General features: G+C 69.9%; 16 protein-coding genes. 6 read left to right on the top strand and 10 right to left on the bottom strand.

Features of this window, described 5'->3' with window-relative positions; all coding sequences use genetic code 11:
* Window positions 1-31: 31 nt before the first annotated feature.
* From OG943_RS47620 to OG943_RS47660, 9 genes are all read right to left on the bottom strand, one after another.
* Window positions 32-223 (bottom strand): hypothetical protein, encoded by a 192-nt coding sequence (locus OG943_RS47620; RefSeq protein WP_328607455.1) that lies wholly within the window; start codon window positions 221-223, stop codon window positions 32-34.
* Window positions 220-768 (bottom strand): acyltransferase, encoded by a 549-nt coding sequence (locus tag OG943_RS47625; RefSeq protein WP_328607456.1) that lies wholly within the window; start codon window positions 766-768, stop codon window positions 220-222. The genes OG943_RS47620 and OG943_RS47625 overlap by 4 nt, the downstream gene beginning before the upstream one ends.
* Window positions 765-1,823 carry a polysaccharide pyruvyl transferase family protein gene (locus OG943_RS47630; RefSeq protein ID WP_328607457.1) on the bottom strand — a complete coding sequence of 353 codons (1,059 nt, stop codon included), beginning with the start codon at window positions 1,821-1,823 and terminating at the stop codon, window positions 765-767. The genes OG943_RS47625 and OG943_RS47630 overlap by 4 nt, the downstream gene beginning before the upstream one ends.
* Entirely contained in the window at window positions 1,820-3,526 is a 1,707-nt protein-coding gene (locus OG943_RS47635; RefSeq protein WP_328607458.1) for a hypothetical protein, read from the bottom strand. The genes OG943_RS47630 and OG943_RS47635 overlap by 4 nt, the downstream gene beginning before the upstream one ends.
* Window positions 3,523-4,776, bottom strand: a complete 1,254-nt coding sequence (locus tag OG943_RS47640; protein WP_328607459.1) for a hypothetical protein — start codon at window positions 4,774-4,776, stop codon at window positions 3,523-3,525. The genes OG943_RS47635 and OG943_RS47640 overlap by 4 nt, the downstream gene beginning before the upstream one ends.
* Window positions 4,773-5,126 carry a hypothetical protein gene (locus tag OG943_RS47645; RefSeq protein ID WP_328607460.1) on the bottom strand — a complete coding sequence of 118 codons (354 nt, stop codon included), beginning with the start codon at window positions 5,124-5,126 and terminating at the stop codon, window positions 4,773-4,775. Before OG943_RS47645 ends, OG943_RS47640 begins: the two co-directional genes overlap by 4 nt.
* Window positions 5,123-7,144, bottom strand: coding sequence for a glycosyltransferase family 2 protein (locus OG943_RS47650; RefSeq protein ID WP_328607461.1), 2,022 nt, complete (start codon window positions 7,142-7,144; stop codon window positions 5,123-5,125). Before OG943_RS47650 ends, OG943_RS47645 begins: the two co-directional genes overlap by 4 nt.
* A complete protein-coding gene (locus OG943_RS47655; protein WP_328607462.1) occupies window positions 7,141-7,920 on the bottom strand; it encodes a glycosyltransferase family 2 protein in 780 nt (259 codons plus the stop codon). The genes OG943_RS47650 and OG943_RS47655 overlap by 4 nt, the downstream gene beginning before the upstream one ends.
* Window positions 7,921-8,803: 883 nt before the next feature.
* On the bottom strand, window positions 8,804-10,348 hold the full coding sequence (locus tag OG943_RS47660; protein ID WP_328607463.1) for an MFS transporter: 1,545 nt from the start codon (window positions 10,346-10,348) through the stop codon (window positions 8,804-8,806).
* A 145-nt stretch (window positions 10,349-10,493) separates the two neighbouring features.
* Between OG943_RS47660 and OG943_RS47665 the strand changes: the two genes are divergently transcribed.
* The 4 genes from OG943_RS47665 (at window position 10,494) to OG943_RS47680 (ending at window position 13,845) form a co-directional block, all read left to right on the top strand.
* Entirely contained in the window at window positions 10,494-10,853 is a 360-nt protein-coding gene (locus tag OG943_RS47665) for a winged helix-turn-helix transcriptional regulator (RefSeq protein WP_328607464.1), read from the top strand.
* Window positions 10,854-10,977: 124 nt separating this feature from the next.
* A complete protein-coding gene (gene rlmN / locus OG943_RS47670; RefSeq protein ID WP_328607465.1) occupies window positions 10,978-12,084 on the top strand; it encodes a 23S rRNA (adenine(2503)-C(2))-methyltransferase RlmN in 1,107 nt (368 codons plus the stop codon).
* 29 nt (window positions 12,085-12,113) lie between these two features.
* On the top strand, window positions 12,114-12,386 hold the full coding sequence (locus OG943_RS47675) for a hypothetical protein (protein ID WP_328607466.1): 273 nt from the start codon (window positions 12,114-12,116) through the stop codon (window positions 12,384-12,386).
* Window positions 12,387-13,059: 673 nt separating this feature from the next.
* Entirely contained in the window at window positions 13,060-13,845 is a 786-nt protein-coding gene (locus OG943_RS47680) for a hypothetical protein (protein WP_328607467.1), read from the top strand.
* A 212-nt stretch (window positions 13,846-14,057) separates the two neighbouring features.
* On the opposite strand, the gene OG943_RS47685 is transcribed toward OG943_RS47680, so the two are convergent.
* Window positions 14,058-14,867, bottom strand: coding sequence for an SHOCT domain-containing protein (locus OG943_RS47685; RefSeq protein ID WP_328607468.1), 810 nt, complete (start codon window positions 14,865-14,867; stop codon window positions 14,058-14,060).
* Window positions 14,868-15,478: 611 nt separating this feature from the next.
* Here OG943_RS47685 and OG943_RS47690 point away from each other — a divergent pair.
* On the top strand, window positions 15,479-15,703 hold the full coding sequence (locus tag OG943_RS47690; protein ID WP_328607469.1) for a hypothetical protein: 225 nt from the start codon (window positions 15,479-15,481) through the stop codon (window positions 15,701-15,703).
* Window positions 15,704-15,723: 20 nt separating this feature from the next.
* Entirely contained in the window at window positions 15,724-17,610 is a 1,887-nt protein-coding gene (locus tag OG943_RS47695) for a RiPP maturation radical SAM C-methyltransferase (protein ID WP_328607470.1), read from the top strand.
* The last annotated feature ends 10 nt before the right edge of the window (window positions 17,611-17,620 follow it).

Here is a 17,620-nt window from a genome sequence, read left to right on the forward strand (position 1 = left end):
CGTCCGTTCTCGTCGCGAAACCGGTCTTCCTCTACAACTGCGTCATCACTCTCGCCGCGAGCACCGCGACCAGCACGACGACCGCCGCGCCCGCCGCGAAGTCGAAACGCCGCAACACCGGCCGTTCGACGGTGCCGAATTCGGCGACCGCCGTGCGGCCCAGCACCAGCACGATCAGCAGCCCGAACGCCGCGGCCGCGGCCCAGTCCAGCCCGTGGATCATCGGGCACCCGCCTTCACACCCGAGCGGACCAGCCGGGCGGGCACCCCGGCGTAGACGCCCGGCTCCGCGCAGTCGGCGGTCACCACCGCGCCCGCCGCGAGGATGACGTCGTCGGCGATCGTCACGCCCGGCAGGATCGTCACCCTGGCCCCGGTCCAGACCCGGTCGCCGATCCGCACCGCTCGCCCGACCGGGCGGCGGGAGATGCCGGTGGGGGTGGACTCGTGGTGCGAGGTGACCACCATCGTCTGCATGCCGAGCTGGCAGTCGCGCCCGATCGACACCTCGCCGACGAGTTCGAAGAAGCAGCCGGTGTTGACGAACGTGCCGGTGCCGACCGTGAGGTTCCGCGGCTGCCCCGCGATTTCGAGGCCGGGGAAGACATTCGGCGTGCGCACGGCCATGCCGCAGGCGCGGTAGATCAGCCACCGCAGCGGCCGGGGCACGAGGTTGCTGCCGGCCACGACGTTCAGCAGCGTCCGCCGGGTCAGCAGCGCGAACTCGATCCGCAGCTCCCGCCCGACCCGCTTGGCCAGATCGTTCACCGGAGGCTCCCCGCGACTTCGGCGCCCGAGCGGATCCGCGTCAGCTCCGTGCGCAACCGGGCGCGGAGAACGTCCACCTCGCCCAGCAGCCGTGCCGACTCGGCCGGACGCCGCGCGGCCAGCTCGTCGACGTGCTCGCGCAGGATCCCCGTCGTGACCTCGTCGGTGCGGATGGACCGCTCCGCCGTCCCGATGGAGGCGAGGAAGTCCGCGCACTTCGGCTGGTACTCCAGCCCGACGACCGGCACGGCGGCGGCCGCGGCCAGCACCAGCGCGTGCAGCCGTTCGGCTACGAGCACGGTGCAGTCGCCGACCGCGGCGAAGTAGTCGGGCACGGTGTAGGCGGGGCGGATCTCAGTCCGCTCTTCGGCGACGTCGGCGAGGCGCAGCGCCTCTTCCGCGAACCGCTGGTCCTTCGGGTTGATCACCAGGAACCGCACGCTCCAGCCGTCGGCCACGACCCCGCGCACGAGGTCGGCGACGGCGCTGATCACCCGGCCGTGGTCGTGGCCCCACAGGTCGTCGCCGAAGCCCAGGTTGACGGCGAGGAGCTGGTCCCGGGGCGTGGCCGCCTCGGCCGGCTCGTGCAGCAGCGCCGGATCACCCACCACCTCCGCGTGGACCCCGACGGAGTCCAGCAGGGCGGCCGATCGCGGACCGCGCACGGTGACCCGGTCGAACCGGCGGCACAGCCCGGGCCAGCGGGCCAGCTCGCCCCCGGCGGAGAACGAGTTCTTGCCCTGGAATGCGGGATCCTCGACGCCGATGCCGATCAGGTGCCACGGGCGGCGCCGGGCCAGCAGCAGCCCGGTCGCCTCCAGCAGCAGCCGCCAGTTCCGCCGTCCGACGACCGTGCCGCCGCCGACGAGCACGGCCCGGTCGCCCGAGCCGCGCAGGCCGCCGCCGAGGACCCGCCGGGCGAACTCCTTCGGGTCGTGCGGGACGTGCCACGGCTCGACGGCGGGCAGTTGCGGCAGCAGCGCGTCGGCGATCGCGTCGTCACCGAGGTTTCCCTGGCCGGTCCAGCCGACGTAGAGCAAGCGCGGGTCGTTCATCGGGAACCTCCGGATTGGTGGACGAGCAGGACCGAGTCGCCGTCTCGCAGCTGCTCGCGGTACTCGCCGGACGAAACGAGCTGGGCGCGCACGGTTTCGGTCCACCCGGCGCGCAGGCCGAGCAGGGTCACGCCGTAGTTGTCCTGGGCCTGGTTGACGATCACGAAATCGGGGCCGATCCGGCCGACGCACGAACCCTCGTCGGCACTGGGCACACAGGTGCGTTCGAGCGAACCTTGTTTGACCTCACCGACTTGCGCCCAGTTCAGCGGCGCGTACGCGGTCAGCGAGGAGATGTGCTGGCCGGGCCGGGCGAGGCGGTAGGCCTCGGAAACGACCGTCTGGTCGGACTTCCGGAAGGCGACGTAACCGTCGTTGCCCCCGCGCGCGCCGACCAGGAGCACGGCCGCCGCGCCGAGGACGGCGACCAGCGCGACGGGGACGAGACGGCGTCCGCGCGTCGAGCGCAGCCACCGGTCGAGACCGGCGCCGGCCAGCGTGCACAGCAGCGGAAGCGAGTACAAGTACGACCGCAGCAGCATTTCCCCGCCGTAGGACTGCAGGGCGACGAGCCCGGCGGGCACCACCGCCACCACGGCCAGCACCACCGGACGGCGGCCCCGCGGCGTCCGCAGGCCCCACCAGCCGGCGGCGGCCAGCAAGCCGATCAGCCCGGTCAGCCCGAACCGGAAGCCGAGCACCGTCAGCCGTCCCGGATCGCCGCCGACGCGTTCCTGCACGTTCTGCTGCACGGAGCCGGACAGGTCGCCGATCCCGCCGGTCAGCACCTGCAGGTGGCCCACCCAGTAGTCGCTCGCGCCGACCACCAGCCAGGTCAGCGGGGCGAGGATCGCGATGGCGAGCAGCCACGGCACCTTCAGCCGCCGGGTCACGGTCAGCACCGCGAGGATCGCGGCGAGCGCGAAGGGCGTCACCTGGTGCGAGGGCGCGAGGGCGAGGATCAGCAGCACGAGCCCGCAGGACGCGAGGACGCGGCGCTTCGGGTCGGTGTCGTCGCACAGCCATCGGAACACCACCGCCAGCGCGCCCAGGTACAGCAGGAAAGCCAGTCCCTGCGGGGAAAAGTAGTCCTGCTCGACCCAGTTGACGCAGAGGAACGCCCACGCGGCCAGCCACGGCGCGCGGCCGCGGCCCAGCACCGCCGTGGCGACGGCATGCACCCCGACGGCGGCGAGCCCGGTCAGCACGGGCGGCGCCCACGCGAGCAACGCGGTCGTGCTGCTGATCCCGGCGAGCTTGGTCAGCCACGCGGCCGCGCCGAAGAAGGCGGGCCAGGAGAACCGCGCGTCGAAGTTGTGCAGCACGGTGCCGTGGGTGCCGATGTAGTCGGTCCACCCGGCGTGCAGCCAGGCGACCGGGAGCCGCGCGACGGGCTCGGTCAGCGGGGGCAGGCCGTACATGCCCAGCACGGCCAGCACCACGGCGGCGGCCAGCAGCCAGGTGCGCGGCCGGGCCGAGCGCACCTCCAGGACAAACGCCGCGGTCAGCACCACCAGCGCCACCAGTACGGCGGGCGGCAGCGCCCCGATCAGCCCGAACGACCCGAGCGCGCTGGGGTCGACCGGCTTCAGGAACAGCACCTGCAGCAGAACGGCGACTACACACAACGCCGGGGTGAGCCAGCCGCGCCGGCTCGCCACGGGCGCGGGTGCTTCGGCTGGCTTCGTCAGCACGAGGCTCATCGGCTCACCTCGCGCAGCCGCCGGACGAGCGAGGGCACGACCAGCGCGCCGACGAGGACCTGGGCCAGCACGAACCCGAGCGCCGGCCCCGGCAGGTGAACCCCGGCCGGGACCAGCAGCACACCGCCCACGACCAGCGCGGTGCAGGACAGCTGGATCCGCGCCGCGCCCATCCCGTCGCCGTCCATCAGCCGGATCGCCACGCCGAGCGCGACGACCGTCCGGGCCACCAGCCCGGCGAGCAGGATGCGCAACGCGCTACTCCCTTCCTCGGCGTAACCCGAGCCGAACAGCCCGAGCAGCAGCGGCGCCAGCGCGATGCCGGCGACCACTCCGGATCCCACGAGCAGCCCCAGCCGCTTGCCGACGGCGCGCAGGATCGCGGGGCGCGCCTCCGGGTCGCCGGAGCCGCGCAGGACCATCGAGTTCACGAACCCGTTGATCGCGTAGTCGGTCGCGGTGAGGCCGTTCCACACCACGAAGAACACCGCTCCGCTCGCGGGCCCGAAGCGGGCGGTCACGATCAGCGGCACGACGTTGTAGAGCACCGTCGTGCCGATCGTGGCCAGGTAGGTCGGGCCGAGGAACGAGACCACGGTGCGACGGTCCGGCAGGTCCGCCGGGACCGGCTCCGCGCGTTTCCGGCGGGCCAGCAAGGTGATCAGCACCCCCGCGACCGCGGCGCAGACGACGGTCGGCGCCGCCCAGGAGGTGAGCACGCCGAGCGCGCCCAGCGCCGCGCCGAGCACCGGCAGCACCGCGACCCGCACGAGCCCGAAGGCGCCGTTGAACAGCGGCACCCACCAGACCCGCCCGAGCGCCGCGAGCACGTAGTCCTGGAGCTGGAACAGCGCCCAGCACACGCTCGCCACCACGAACAGCAGCGCCAGCATCCCGGGCGCGGCCGCCCGGCCGACCGGCAGCAGCACGAAGACCACCCCGCCGACGGCCGCGGCCAGGCCCACCAGGAGGTAGCCGCGGCCGACCAGCCAGCCGGTCCGGCCGCCCGCGCCGGGCAGCCAGCGCAGCAGCCCGAGGCCGACGTTGAGCTGCGCGATTCCCGCGACGAGCACGAACCCGGAGACGAAGCTGGCCGCCCGGCCGACGGCCTCCTGCGGCAGCGTGCCCGCGGCCACCACCCAGCAGACCAGGCCGGCCACGCCGGTGATCACCGCGCTCAGCGACAACGCCATGCCCGCGCCGAGCGCGCGGCGTTCGCTGCCGGACCGCGCGGGTGCGGCCGTCGTCATGCGTGACCTCCCACCGTGCGCCGGGCCGTGACCAGGTGGAACCCGAGCAGCACCGCGCACACGACAAGCGCGAACACCGAAGCGAGCGCCGGGCGCCACGTGGTCAGGAGCATCAGCTGCGCGCCGAGCAGGTCGATCGCGACGCTGGCGGCGATGACCAGTGCCCAGGTGAGTGAAGACGAGCCCGGCCGGAAGAAGGCGATCACGGACCAGCCCGGGACGAAGAACAGGAACAGCAGCGTGACCACAACGCGCACCGGGCCCTGCAGGTCGAGCACGGCGAACGCCGCGGTCACCGCGGTCACGGCCAGCAGCGCGGCGGTGACGGCGGTGATGGCCCGGGCCGTCACCTGGTCCGCTCCCGCAGCAGCGCCAGCGGGCCGGACAGCGTGCCGCGCACCTGGGCGGTGACGAGGCGCCGGGGGAAACCGGGGGACGGTTCGCCTGAGGGCGCGTCGGAGGGACGACGGCCGAGCAGCACCGGAAGCCCGCGCGGCACCGCGGCCGCCAGCTCACGGAGGCCGCCGCGGCGTCGCGCGTGCAGCAGGTACATCGCGGCCAGGCCGGTGCCGTAACCGCGCAGCTGGCGCAGCAGCTCGGCTTCCGTCGCCCGGTGCTCGTGCCGCACCACGGCGTGCGGGGTGTAGACGATCCGCCCGCCCGACCGCACGAGCCGCAGGTACAGGTCGAGGTCTTCGCCGGAGTGCGTGCGCCGCCCCGGGCCGAGCCGTTCGTCGAACCCGCCCAGCGCCAGGAACGCTTCGCGGTGCCACGCCATGTTGTTGCCCGAGCCGAACCGGCCGGGGGAGAGCAGGTTCCGCGGGTCCTCGGTGAAGGCCAACCGCCGGTAGCCCTTGCCGAAGCCGCCGAACGCCTCGAACCACACCTGCGCCGGCGTGTCCAGGCACAGCGGCGCGACAAGACCGGTCACGCAGGACGTGCCGGGCTGGGCGAGTTCGGCGACCAGCTCGGCCGGCCAGCCCGGGTCGACCACCGTGTCGTCGTCGGTGAAGGCCAGCACTTCGCCGGTCGCCTCACGGGCGCCGAGGTTGCGGGCCCGGCTCGCGCTGGGCACCGGCTCGTGCAGGCAGCGCACGCGGTCGTCGGACGCGGCGAGCGCGACGAGTTCTTCCCTTGGCCCGTCGGGAATGTTGTCCACGATCAGCACTTCGAGGTCGGGGTAACCGGTGGCCAGCACACTCGCCACGCACCGGCGTACGTCCGAGGGCTTGCCCGCGGTGGCCAGCACTACGCTCACGCGCGGCTGAGCCGTCGGTCGCGGCGGCCGGTCTCGCGTCTGGTCCGCCAGCTTGGCGGCGAGCTCGCTGACCTCCTCGCTGCGGCGGGCGGCGCCGAGCACGACCCCGCCGGACCGGACGAGCACGTCCGCCTCGCCGTCCCAGGTCGCCTCGCCGTTCGCGATGTCCACTGTGTACGCCGGGATCGAGTCCGTCTCGGGGGCCGGCTTGCGGGCCAGACCACGCAGGTACCCGGCGCCGGCCGCCGCGGTCGCCACGAACACCCCGCTCGCGCCCGCGGGATTGCCCGCGCGCAGCTCGCGCAGCACCGCCTTCGGCAGCACCGAACGCAGGTACGAGCGCTCCGTCGACAACGCGTCCTGGGCGCCGACGAGCCGGGAGACGGCCGCTTTGGACAGTCCCTCGGCCCAGCTGCGCTGCCGGACGTAACGCCGTCGCGTGCGGTCCGCGGACACGCGGTGCCGGACGGTCGCGGCCGGCCGCAGGATCACCTTGGCGCCCGGAACCTGTTGCCGCAGCCGGATGCAGAGCTCGGTCTCCTCGCAGCCCAGCGGTAACGCCGCCGTCCGCCCGACGCTCTCGGCGAACCCGCCGAGGCGCTCCAGGTGGTCGCGGCGGAAGGACATCGCGCAGCCCATGATGTTGCGCACCTCGGCCGGCTCGACGGGCTGGCCGGTGTAGGCGCAGCCGACGATCCAGTACAGCTCCGCGGGCAGCCACGGCGGCGCCGAGCCGTCCGGCCACACCGGGACCGCCCGTCCGCCGACCGCGCCGACGTCGGGATCGTCGTACGGTGCCAGCATTTCCGCGAGCCAGCCCGGGTCGGCCGCCGCGTCGTCGTCCAGGAACGCGACGATTTCCCCTTTGGCCGCAAGGAATCCCGTGTTACGGGCGCCGGAGAGACCGGCCGTGCGCTCGTTGCCGATCACCCGGACCGAGTCGCTCGTGAACGCCTCGGTGGCCCGCTGCAGCAGCGCCGGGTTGTGGTCGGCCACGACGATCAGCTCGGCCGGGACCACCGTCTGCCCGGCCACCGACGTGACCGAGGCGACGAGGTCGTCCCACCGATTCTCGGTGTAGCAGCAGATCACCACGGAAACTTCGGTCATGACTCCACCACGGTGTCCGGACCGGGCAGCGCGCGCTCACGCTGCCGTCGCCCGGCCCGCCACGAACGGCTGTACTCCCGCAGGATCACGCGCAGCACCCGGATCCCGTCGCGGAAGGTGTCGAGATTGCTCGTGCCGAACATGCGGTCGCGCTCGAAGCTGGGCACTTCGCGGATCTTCAGCCCGGCCAGCGCGATGCGGCAGTTGATCAGCGTCTCGACCTCGAACCCGTCACCCCACTGCCGGCCCGATTCGCCGCCCAGCTCGGTCGGCGGCAGCCCGAAGGCCGGGATGATGTCCGACCAGAACGCGTTGTAGCCGTAGCAGAGGTCGGTGAACCTGGTGCGCAGCAACAGGTTCGTGAAGCCGTTCAGCACCGCGTTGCCGGCCTTGCGGAGCACGGTGATGTCGTCGCTGCCGCCGCCGGAGGTGAACCGGCTGCCCTTCGCGAAGTCCGCGCCGGCCACCAGGGTCTTGGCGAACAGCGGGATCTCCTCGGGCGCCGCGGAGCCGTCGGCGTCGAACATCACGACGACGTCGCCGGTCACCCTCGCGAACCCGCAGGCGAGCGCGTTTCCTTTGCCACCACGGGTTTGCGTGACCACCTCGATGTCGGGGAGGCACCGTTTCGCGACCTCGACCGAATCGTCCACCGAGTGGCCGTCCACCAGGATCACCTGGTGGACCTCCGGCAGGCTCGGCAGCACCACCTCCAGGTTCCTTGCCTCGTTGAGCACGGGTATGACCAGGGAAATGCGGGGATCGGGGGAGCGCATGGCCACCTTTCACAGGTGTCGGAGCCGCATCGCCGGTTCACGACGGCGGCACTGGCATCGGAAACGGTCGAAACGGGTGGCGGCGGTGGTCGAAACCTCCGGAAAACACGAGGAAACGCCTGGTGTGTACGGGTATGACCGGGTGCCGCGGCGATCGCGTCGCCGGACCGGTCGTCGGCCCGATCGGCTACACTGGCGGTCGGCTGGGTGAGCACACTTATGCGGCAAGGAGCGGGCACGGCGAATGACCGACGAGCACATCTGTGTGTGTGGGCACAGCGAAGCGGCTCATCGCCATTTCCGGTCCGGCAGTGATTGCGGCAGCTGTGGCGCGCAGCGCTGCTCCCGGTTCAGGCGGGACAAGCACGCGGAGTCCGTGACCCGAGGGGATTCCGTGCCGGAGCCGGAAAACGGCCGGCGGTGACCTGATCAGGCTTGGCGCGGTCTTCGAGCGCCTCTGCCGGCTCCCATGGATCCCTGATGGCTACGCGTGACCGGGGGGCGGGGGTCTGTGTGACACATAAACAGTCCGAACGGTTGTCGGGTGATCTTTTGTCAACTCTGCGTGAGGCCGAGAATCACAGGTCACCCGGACGTTGTCAATGACTCAAACCGCCATTACCCGACTATGGTCTAAACCTTCCGGCGAGGGGCTTGCCAGGGGCGGAGTAGATCATCCATACTTTGTTGTTGGCCACAACGAAAGGGCCTAACCTACTGGTCAGTCGCTAGTTCGCCCGGTTCCGCCGGGTGGGCGGGGGATGCGCCGGGGGTCGCGGCCGGACCCCGGGGAGCGACGCCGGAGGGCTATTCACGCCCCGCTCGTGTGCCCAGACTTAACCAGTCTTTATTGGGTTTTTAGCATGTTCGTCCACTGTCCGACTCACCGTGCGACGCACATACAGCCCGGGCGGCGCCGTAGCAACGTGAGAGTGGCGACCGACATGACCAGCAGAACCAGCGCGGCGCAGCCGACGGAGACCCGGATGCCGTGGTCGAAAGCCGAATCCGCAGTGGACAGCAGGGTGCCGGCCGCGTCGGGCGGCAGGTGGCCGGCGATCGCGCCGGTCGACGCGACGGAGTTGCGGACCTGGGTGAGCTGGTCGCCGGAGAGGAACGGGAACTCGGGTATGCGCAGCCGATAAGCGACGGCCAGCACGCTGCCGAGCACCGCGACGCCGATACCGGCCGACAACTCGAACGACGTTTCCTGGATGGCGGCCGCTTCACCGGCTCTCTCCGGCGGCACGGCGGAAGTGATGGTGTCCGCGCCGGAGGTCATGATCACACCCGCGCCGAAGCCGGACACGACCAGCACCAGGACCAGCACGGGATAGGCCGAGACGGCCGGGCTGAGCGCGAAGAAGCCGAGTGCCACCGCGAATGAGGCCAGCGCCGACGTCATGGCGGCCCGGTCGCCCAAGCGGCCGGCGAGCCAGGGCGCGAGCGTCGCGCCCAGTGCGTTGGCCGCGGCCAGCGGCACGATCGCGGCTCCCGCTTCCCCCGGTGAGAAGCCCCTCGTCTGCTGGAACCACTGCAGCAGCAGGAACAACAGGGCCACGTACGAGCCGAAGCAGCCGAACACGGCGAGGATCGCGACCGAGAACCGCCGGTTGCGGAACAGGCTGAGGTCCAGCAGCGGCTGGGCCAGCCGGTGCTGGCGGCGGATGAACCAGGCCAGCAGCGCGATCCCGGCGCCGCCGATGGCCAGCGCCGTCGGCGGCAGTCCTTCGGGCGACGCGACCTGCTTGAGCCCGTAGGCGAAGCCACCGAGCCCGACGACCGAGAGCGCGACGCTGGCCGGGTCCCAGCGGCGGGGGACCGGGTTGCGCGAGTCCGGGATGAAGACCGCGCCCGCGATCAGCACCACGGCGGCGATCGGCACGTTGACCAGGAACACCGAGCCCCAGGGGAAGTGCTCGACGAGCAGCCCGCCGATCACCGGGCCGAGCGTGGCGCCGACGCTGTGCGAGGCCGTCCACAGTCCGATCGCGAACCCGCGCTCGCGGTCGTCGGGGAAGACGTTGCGCAGGATGGCCACCGTGGCGGCCATGATGAGCGCGGTGCCGAGGCCGAGCACGGCGCGGGCCGCGATCAGCTGCAGCGTGCTGGCCGAGAACGCTGCCGCGAGCGACGCCAGGCCGAAGACCGCGAATCCGGCGAGCGCGACCCGCTTGCGCCCGACGCGGTCCGCGAGGGTGCCGCAGACGATCAGGAACGCGGCCACGGTGAGCGAGTAGACGTCGACGATCCAGAGCAGCCCGGGGCCGCTGGGGCCGAGGTCGCGCGCCAGGCTCGGGACCGCGACCTGCAGGACGGTCAGGTCGATCCCGGCGAGCAGCAGGCTCGTGCACAGGATCGCCAGTACCAGCCAGCGCCGTCGGGACGGGGGTTCGCGGTGCTGCTGACGTGATCGGCGGAGTGTCACATCCGGACACTTTCACCGGGCCGGACCGGGCTGGTCAAGAGTGGTTCCAGCTGTGGCTAAGGGACGTTATGTATACCGTGCGAGGTCACGGTGCGTGGTGTTTCGGCGCGGGCTTTCGGCGCAAAACGGGCGCTAGACTGGGATGATGGGCAAGATCCGGGTCCGCGAGCGCGTCGAGGAGATCGCCGGCTTCTGCGACGTGGAGGTCCCGCTGGTGGTCGTCGGCGGGAAATGGAAGCTCGTCATCCTGAAGCTTCTGCTCGACGGTCCGCTGCGGTTCGGCGAACTGCGCCGGGGGATGCCGGGGGTGACCCCGCGGATGCTCACGCGGCAGCTGCGGGAGCTGGAGGAGGACGGGATCCTCGACCGGGCCGTGTTCGCCGAGGTGCCGCCGCGGACCGAGTACTCGCTCACCCCGCTGGGCGAAAGCCTGAAGGTGGTTGTGCGGGAGCTCGCCGCCTGGGGGAGCTGGTACCGGGATCGGCAGTCGTCGAGCCCGCTGTAGCTGGGGCGGCTCTTTGGTGGGGGCTCGCTTACCGTGGTCGTCTCGGGGCAGGAAGTGACGACCCGCACACGGTCGAGTGGGTGCTGATCGCCGTGTGTGGTTGGCATGGGACACTAGATCTGCTATGACTGCCCTCCCCCTCGTCTTCGACGCGCCCAAGCGCGGCCTGCCGCCGCGCCACCTCGCCGACCTCTCGTCCGCCGAGCGCGCCGAGGCCGTGGCCGCGCTCGGTGAGAAACCGTTCCGCGCCAAGCAGTTGTCGAACCACTACTTCTCGCGCCTGACCGTCGACCCGGCGGAGATGACGGACATCCCGGCCGCGTCGCGCGAGCGCCTGGTCGCCGACCTGATGCCGACGCTGCTGACGGAGGTCCGGGCCCTGGCCGCGGACGACGGCACCACTCGCAAGACCCTCTGGCGCGCGCACGACGGCACGTTGCTGGAAAGCGTGCTCATGCGTTACCCGGACCGGGCCACGCTGTGCATCTCGAGCCAGGCTGGCTGCGGCATGGCCTGCCCGTTCTGCGCGACGGGGCAGGGCGGCCTCGACCGCAACCTCTCGACGGCGGAGATCGTGGACCAGGTCCGCTCCGCCGCCGCCGTAATGCGCGACGGCGCGATGCCCGGCGGCCCTGGCCGCTTGTCGAACATCGTCTTCATGGGCATGGGCGAGCCGCTGGCGAATTACAAGCGTGTGGTGGCGGCGGTGCGTCGTATTACGGATCCTTCTCCGGCTGGTTTGGGTATCGGCCAGCGTTCGGTGACGGTGTCGACGGTGGGTCTGGCGCCGGCGATTCGTAAGCTGGCGGACGAGAAGATGCAGGTGCGTCTGGCGGTTTCGCTGCATACGCCGGATGACGAGTTGCGGGACACGTTGGTGCCGGTGAACGAGCGGTGGTCGGTGGACGAGGTTCTGTCGGCGGCTCGTTACTACGCGGATACTTCTGGTCGTCGTGTGTCCATTGAGTATGCGTTGATCCGGGATATCAATGATCAGCCGTGGCGGGCGGAGTTGCTGGCTAAGCGGCTGCGTAAGCATTTGGGTCAGTTGGTGCATGTGAATGTGATCCCGTTGAATCCGACCCCGGGTTCTAAGTGGGATGCGTCGCCGAAGCCGGTGGAGCGTGAGTTCGTCCGTCTGGTGAACGCGGGCGGTGTCGCGTGCACGGTGCGGGACACCCGCGGCCAGGAGATCGCCGCGGCTTGTGGTCAGCTTGCCGCCGAAGGCTGAGTTTTCGTTTCTGTGATGGAGAAATTGTCATGATGTCTGCCCCCAGTCTGCTCGATCCGGCTGCCGACGAGCTGAAACTCGGCGTCCCCGGCCGCACTGCGACTGATGTCGCCCGCGCGGCCCAGACGCTGCTCGGCGAGCGTTTCGACTCGGTGAGCTTCATGTACGTCCTGATGCGCGCCTTCGAGGTCGACTTCTACGCCGCCCGTGACGCTTCGCGATGGCACGAGTTCCACGGCGGCCCGCGTGCGCTGTCGGACGCTGACCTGGAGACGTTGCTGGCCCCGTGGCTTGACCGCTGACCATTCTCGCTCCTACGGGGGTGAGTCGGCGGGGCAGCTCCGTTGCTCGGCAGCTCCCGGATGCCCGACTTCCGCTGTCGAGCTAGGACATCCGGGCGCGAACCTGCTGCGGTTCGATCCGTTGCCTGGGGGCTCGTGGTTGTGAGTGCTGGTCGGCCGATCCCTGGCTCGTGAGGCAGAACCGCTCGGCCGGTCCTCGATCTCTGCTGGCTTTGGCTGTCGCGAGGGCGCAGGTCCAGGTGGTGTCGTTTACAGGACCGCTGCGCTGCCAGTCGGCAGACTACAAACAGCGGGCGGTCCACCGAGAGAACATGATCCAAATTCGCCTTGTAGGCCGATCGTGGCGACGGTAGCCGAACGTCCGCTATTGCAGATGAGCGGGCGATTCACTACTTTTAGAAAGGCGGCCGGATATGCTGCGCGGTCTATGGCTTGTTGTGGCCCTCCCACGTCGTTGATATGCGTGGAGCAGCACTCAGGAAGCTTGCTGCGCGATGTACCTACGACTGGTGGCGACTTCGGTATACTCTTGGTCGGGATGACACAGCCACGCGTCCCAGTACCTCAGGAGCACAGCCGCGTCTTTACCGAGGTCGCACAGGGCAGCCGCATAATTTGGCACGTCCTCACGCACATTGGTGACCCGGCCGCCGGATCGAACTTCGCTCGTGTCGTGGATCTTTATCCCTACGAACGGGTGCCGGACAGAACCAAGGCCTACCTTGATGCGGCGTTCGAGCACCTTCTCCTCTGGGCGGATTACGTCGCGCCCTTCAAATTTCACCCCGATCAGGTCACGAACTTCGCGCTGCGCCCGACCTACACCCTTGCCCGCGCTGCACTCGAGAGCGCCGCTCAAGCGGTCTGGGTCTTGGCCACCCGTGACCCGATGGAGTGCGTGCGCCGCCACCTGTGCTTGATGCGATGGGACCTCGCAGAGCATGCGAAGTCCAAATCGGACCTGGTCGAGAAGCAGCGAATCCGTGAAACAGACGCCCAACTGGTCGCTCGCGTCGCCAACGTGTTCACCGAAGTCCAGATCCAGGCGCCCGGCGGTGGGTATCTTCAAGTGATGCAGGCAGCGTGCACGGAGGAGGGGGACCTACACCTCGAAGCCGTCGATGTCGAACGGATCTGGCGCACAATGAGCGGCGCCGCTCACGGGAAGTACTGGCCCACCCTCGACTTGCAGAGCATCTTTCCTGGGGAGGAGTACGAACAGGGCCAGTTCAGGACGCTCACACTGCCCGACCCCGCGAGCATGGTTGAAGCGATGCAGACCGCCCTCAAGATGGCACAGATCGGAGTTCTGCGCCACGCCGACTATTCCGGCGCGAACATCGGTGCGTTGCTCGCTCAGGCGCGCCTGTGGCTGGGCAGCCAGATGACGCTGCGCGACGACGCCGATCCTGCAGCGGTGGCCTGGTTCTCCCGACCAGACGATGCGCCACTGGAGTGAGCGGGGCGTCAGTTAGAAGCCTGCGCCCCGGTGCCCGGTTGGGCGCCGCCGGAGGCGCGGAGCACCAAGCTTGCCGGGACGCTAGGGCAATGACGGCTAGGAAGATCCGCTGATGCCGCTGAGTGCGCTCTCACGTCGCACACTCAGTGCTCGGCTGATCGTGGGCCGTTGACTGATGTTGAGCTTATCGGGGCGGCAGGGGGGTGCCTCGGCTAGATTCGGCGGAGAAGGTCGATCTTCTTCGTTTCGAACTCCTCTGAGCTGAGGACTCCTTGGTCGCGGAGTCCGGCCAGGCGCTCCAGTTGGGCGATGGCATCGTCAGGAGCCGCCGGCGGTGTCGCACCTGCCCCGTCAGCGGTCTGCTTCACACGCCAGAAGGCGCGAATAAGCGCATCTCCTTGTCCGTGAAGCATTGACTTGATCTCGGCTTTCGTGCCGGCAGCGTGTACTAGTAGCGTCTCGCCGCTCATCTTCTTGTGCAGGCTCATCGATGAGATGGCCGCGATGGGGAAGTCCTCTACTGTCTCGCTGCCGAGGCTCTTTTCGAGGAAGAAGAGCCTCGAGCTGGTCAATACGACCAGTCCCTGCTTACCGGTGTACTGGCCCTGGCCGAGTTCCTCGACCAGTTCGTCGGCACGCAACAGATACCGGACATGTCGGATCTCCTTGCGTCCGAACAACCGAGACGCTTTGCCGAGCCGGCCCACCGCCTCGTCGAGACCTTTGTCATCCAGCACATCAGCGCCGACGGCGTCGGCAAGTTCGTCCAGAAGATCGAAGTGCTTGCTTCCCGCCATGTCCACACGGCAGGTGGCCACGGTGCCGGCGGCGCCGGACGTGAGATCCACGGCCACCTCAGCCGCCCATCGGTTCTTCTTGATCGCTCGTTTGGCGGTCCCCTTGACGGAGCCGGGAGGACCCTCCGGAGCTAGATCGAGGGAGGTGAATGCCTGCCGGAAGCGACCGTCTGCTTCCTGAGCTGAGCAAGCGAGCTTCCACTCCACAACGCGGACGATCCCCACAGGAGCCTCCCGACCAGAAGTACGCCAGCACTCCGCCACGCTTCGGCAGATGCAATACCGGCAACAACTACATCGTCTCGAGAGTGCAATGTGTAACGCCGACGCGCTCAAGGTCGAGAGCCGTCACGACTGAACCGTGCTCAACGACGTCGCAGCGGCACCCCCATGCGAACGCACGCTCGTGCCGCGGAGCGCGTACGGGCGCCCGCAGTTGCCGAATGGCGGACGTCCTTCGGCGTGGTGAAGGTCTGCTGCGGGGCGCTGGTGTCCTGCCGGGCGATCGCTACCACGCGTCGTCGTCACCGGAGTTCTTCGGCGTAGTGGTGGAGTTCTTCACTGCCTGATCGCGGGTAGCGGAACGGCCCGTGCCCACCTCCGGAGGCCGTCCAGGTCTGCGGCGCGCACGGAAACCCTGGAAACGGCCTCCTTCGACCGTTACCTCCGCGATGCGAAGGCGTATGAAGTCGCCGGGTCTTCGGAAATCCTCAGTTGAGGAAACGCTTTACCGACGAGGCTTTCGGGAATTACCCTGTAGCTGTGGGGCGGCTGGCGGACGACCTCGTCGGTGCGTCCCCAAGTTTCGGAATTCGTATCGAAACGAGGGGGAAAAGATGAAATCCACACCCGCTGCCGCGCTCACGGTGACAAACCTCGCGGAATCCGACGATCGTTCCGATGTCGGCCGCAACGTCCGGATCACCGCCGCTCCGGCGTCCGCGCTCACCGTGACGCAGCTGGCCGAGCGTGACGAACACGGCGGCACCGGCCGCGGCGTGACCATGTACAACGAAGCCGGAAAGGCCGGCGCCGTTTCGACCGCCGCGGAACCGCGCTGACCGGCGGAACAGGCGTTTCGATGTCCCGCGGGCAGGTTCCCCGCACCTGCCTGGTGTCGATGCCGTGGCACTCGCTGCACCGCCCCTCCCTCGCACTCGGCGTACTGCGCGCGGCGTGCGCACGAGAGGGACTTCCGGTCCCGGTTTCCTATCATGGCAGTCTCGCCTTCGCCGACCTGATGCTGCGGGCCGGTCTGACCGTGGGCGACTACGCGGAACTGGCGGACACCGGATTCCACCATTCGCTCGGTGAATGGATCTTCGCGGGCGCGCTCAACGGACCCGATTTCGGCTATGCGGGGATGCGGGATCTGGCCCGTCGCGCCGGCCTGCCCTTCCGCATCGCCGCGGCGGTTCGTGAGCTCGCGGACGAATTCGTCGATCAGGCCGCCGACGCGATTCTCGCCTATGAACCGGAACTGGTGGGCTTCAGCGCGACCTTCAGCCAGACCATCGCCAGCCTCGCGGTGGCCCGGCGGATCAAGGACCGGCGACCCGGCGTGCAGATCCTGGTCGGCGGCTACTCGACCGACGGCCCGATGGGCGTGGCGCTGCACCGGGAGTACCCGTTCGTCGACTACGTCCTGCGCGGCGAGGCCGACGTGACTTTTCCGAAACTGCTTCTGGCCCTCGCCGAATGCCACGCGACCGGAACCCGCGACGGCCTCGACGACGTGCCCCAGCTGTGCTGGCGTGACGACAGCGGCGCCACCCGGGTCAGTCCGTGCCCATCCCGGCTGGTCTCGCCGGCGTCGATCACGACACCGGACTACGACGACTGGTTCGCCGCCGTTCCCGCCTCCGTCGCTGCCCGCGTCGAACCGGAGCTGGTCGTGGAGTCCTCCCGCGGCTGCTGGTGGGGCGCGAAACACCACTGCGTCTTCTGCGGCCTCAACGGTACCGCGATGGCTTACCGGGCCAAGCCCGCCGAGTCCTTTGTGGACGAGCTGCTCGGGCTGGTGCGCCGGCACCGGATCCTCGACGTCACCACGATCGACAACATCCTGCCGAACGAGTACTACCGGTCGGCGCTGCCGGGGCTGGCCGGCGCCGGCCACGACCTGCGCATCCACTACGAGATCAAGGCCAACGCGCAGATCGAGGACGTGGCCGCGCTGCGGGCGGCCGGGGTGTGGGACGTCCAGCCCGGCGTCGAGAGCCTGGTCGACGACGTACTGCACCGGATGCGCAAGGGCGTTCGCGGGGCACACAACGTGCGGATGCTGCGCGACGGTGCCTCGGCCGGGCTCAACATCACCTGGAACTGGCTGTACGGGTTTCCGGGCGAACGCGTGGCGGACTACGCCGCGGTCGTGGCCCAGCTGCCCGCCCTGGTGCACCTGCAACCGCCCAGTGGCGCGGCCCGGATCGCCCTGCAACGGTTTTCGCCGAACTTCGACGACCCGCGGCAGGGCTTCACCGAGCGTCGCCCGGCGGCGGGGTCGCGCCTCGTCCACGACATCGACGACCCGGAGCGGCTCGCCGAGCTCGTCTACTCCTTCGACACCCCGGACCAGGGACTCACGGCCGAGGAGGTCACGCCGCTGGTCGACGCGCTGGCCGCGTGGACCGCGGGCTATCCGGGGAGTGCGCTGATCGCCCGCACCATCGGCGACGTCGTGGTGATCCGAGACCGGCGCCACGGCTGGGCGCCGGCCGACCACGTGCTCGAGCACCCGCGTGAAATCGCGGCCTGGCGCGCACTGGAAACCGGCCGCGCCCCGCTCCGGGTACTCGCCGAGCAGAACCACGAATGGGACCCGGACGACTTCGGCCACTGGCTTCGCCGGCTCGGGGAGGCCGGCCTGGTCTTCACCGACGGCACTTTGTGGATCACCCTGGCCACCTCGCCCACCGTGGCGCGGAAAACCCACTTGCCGTTGTCGGTTCTCACGCCGTCCGCCTGAGAAGGAGCCG

This window comes from Amycolatopsis sp. NBC_00345 (assembly GCF_036116635.1).
GTDB lineage: Bacteria > Actinomycetota > Actinomycetes > Mycobacteriales > Pseudonocardiaceae > Amycolatopsis.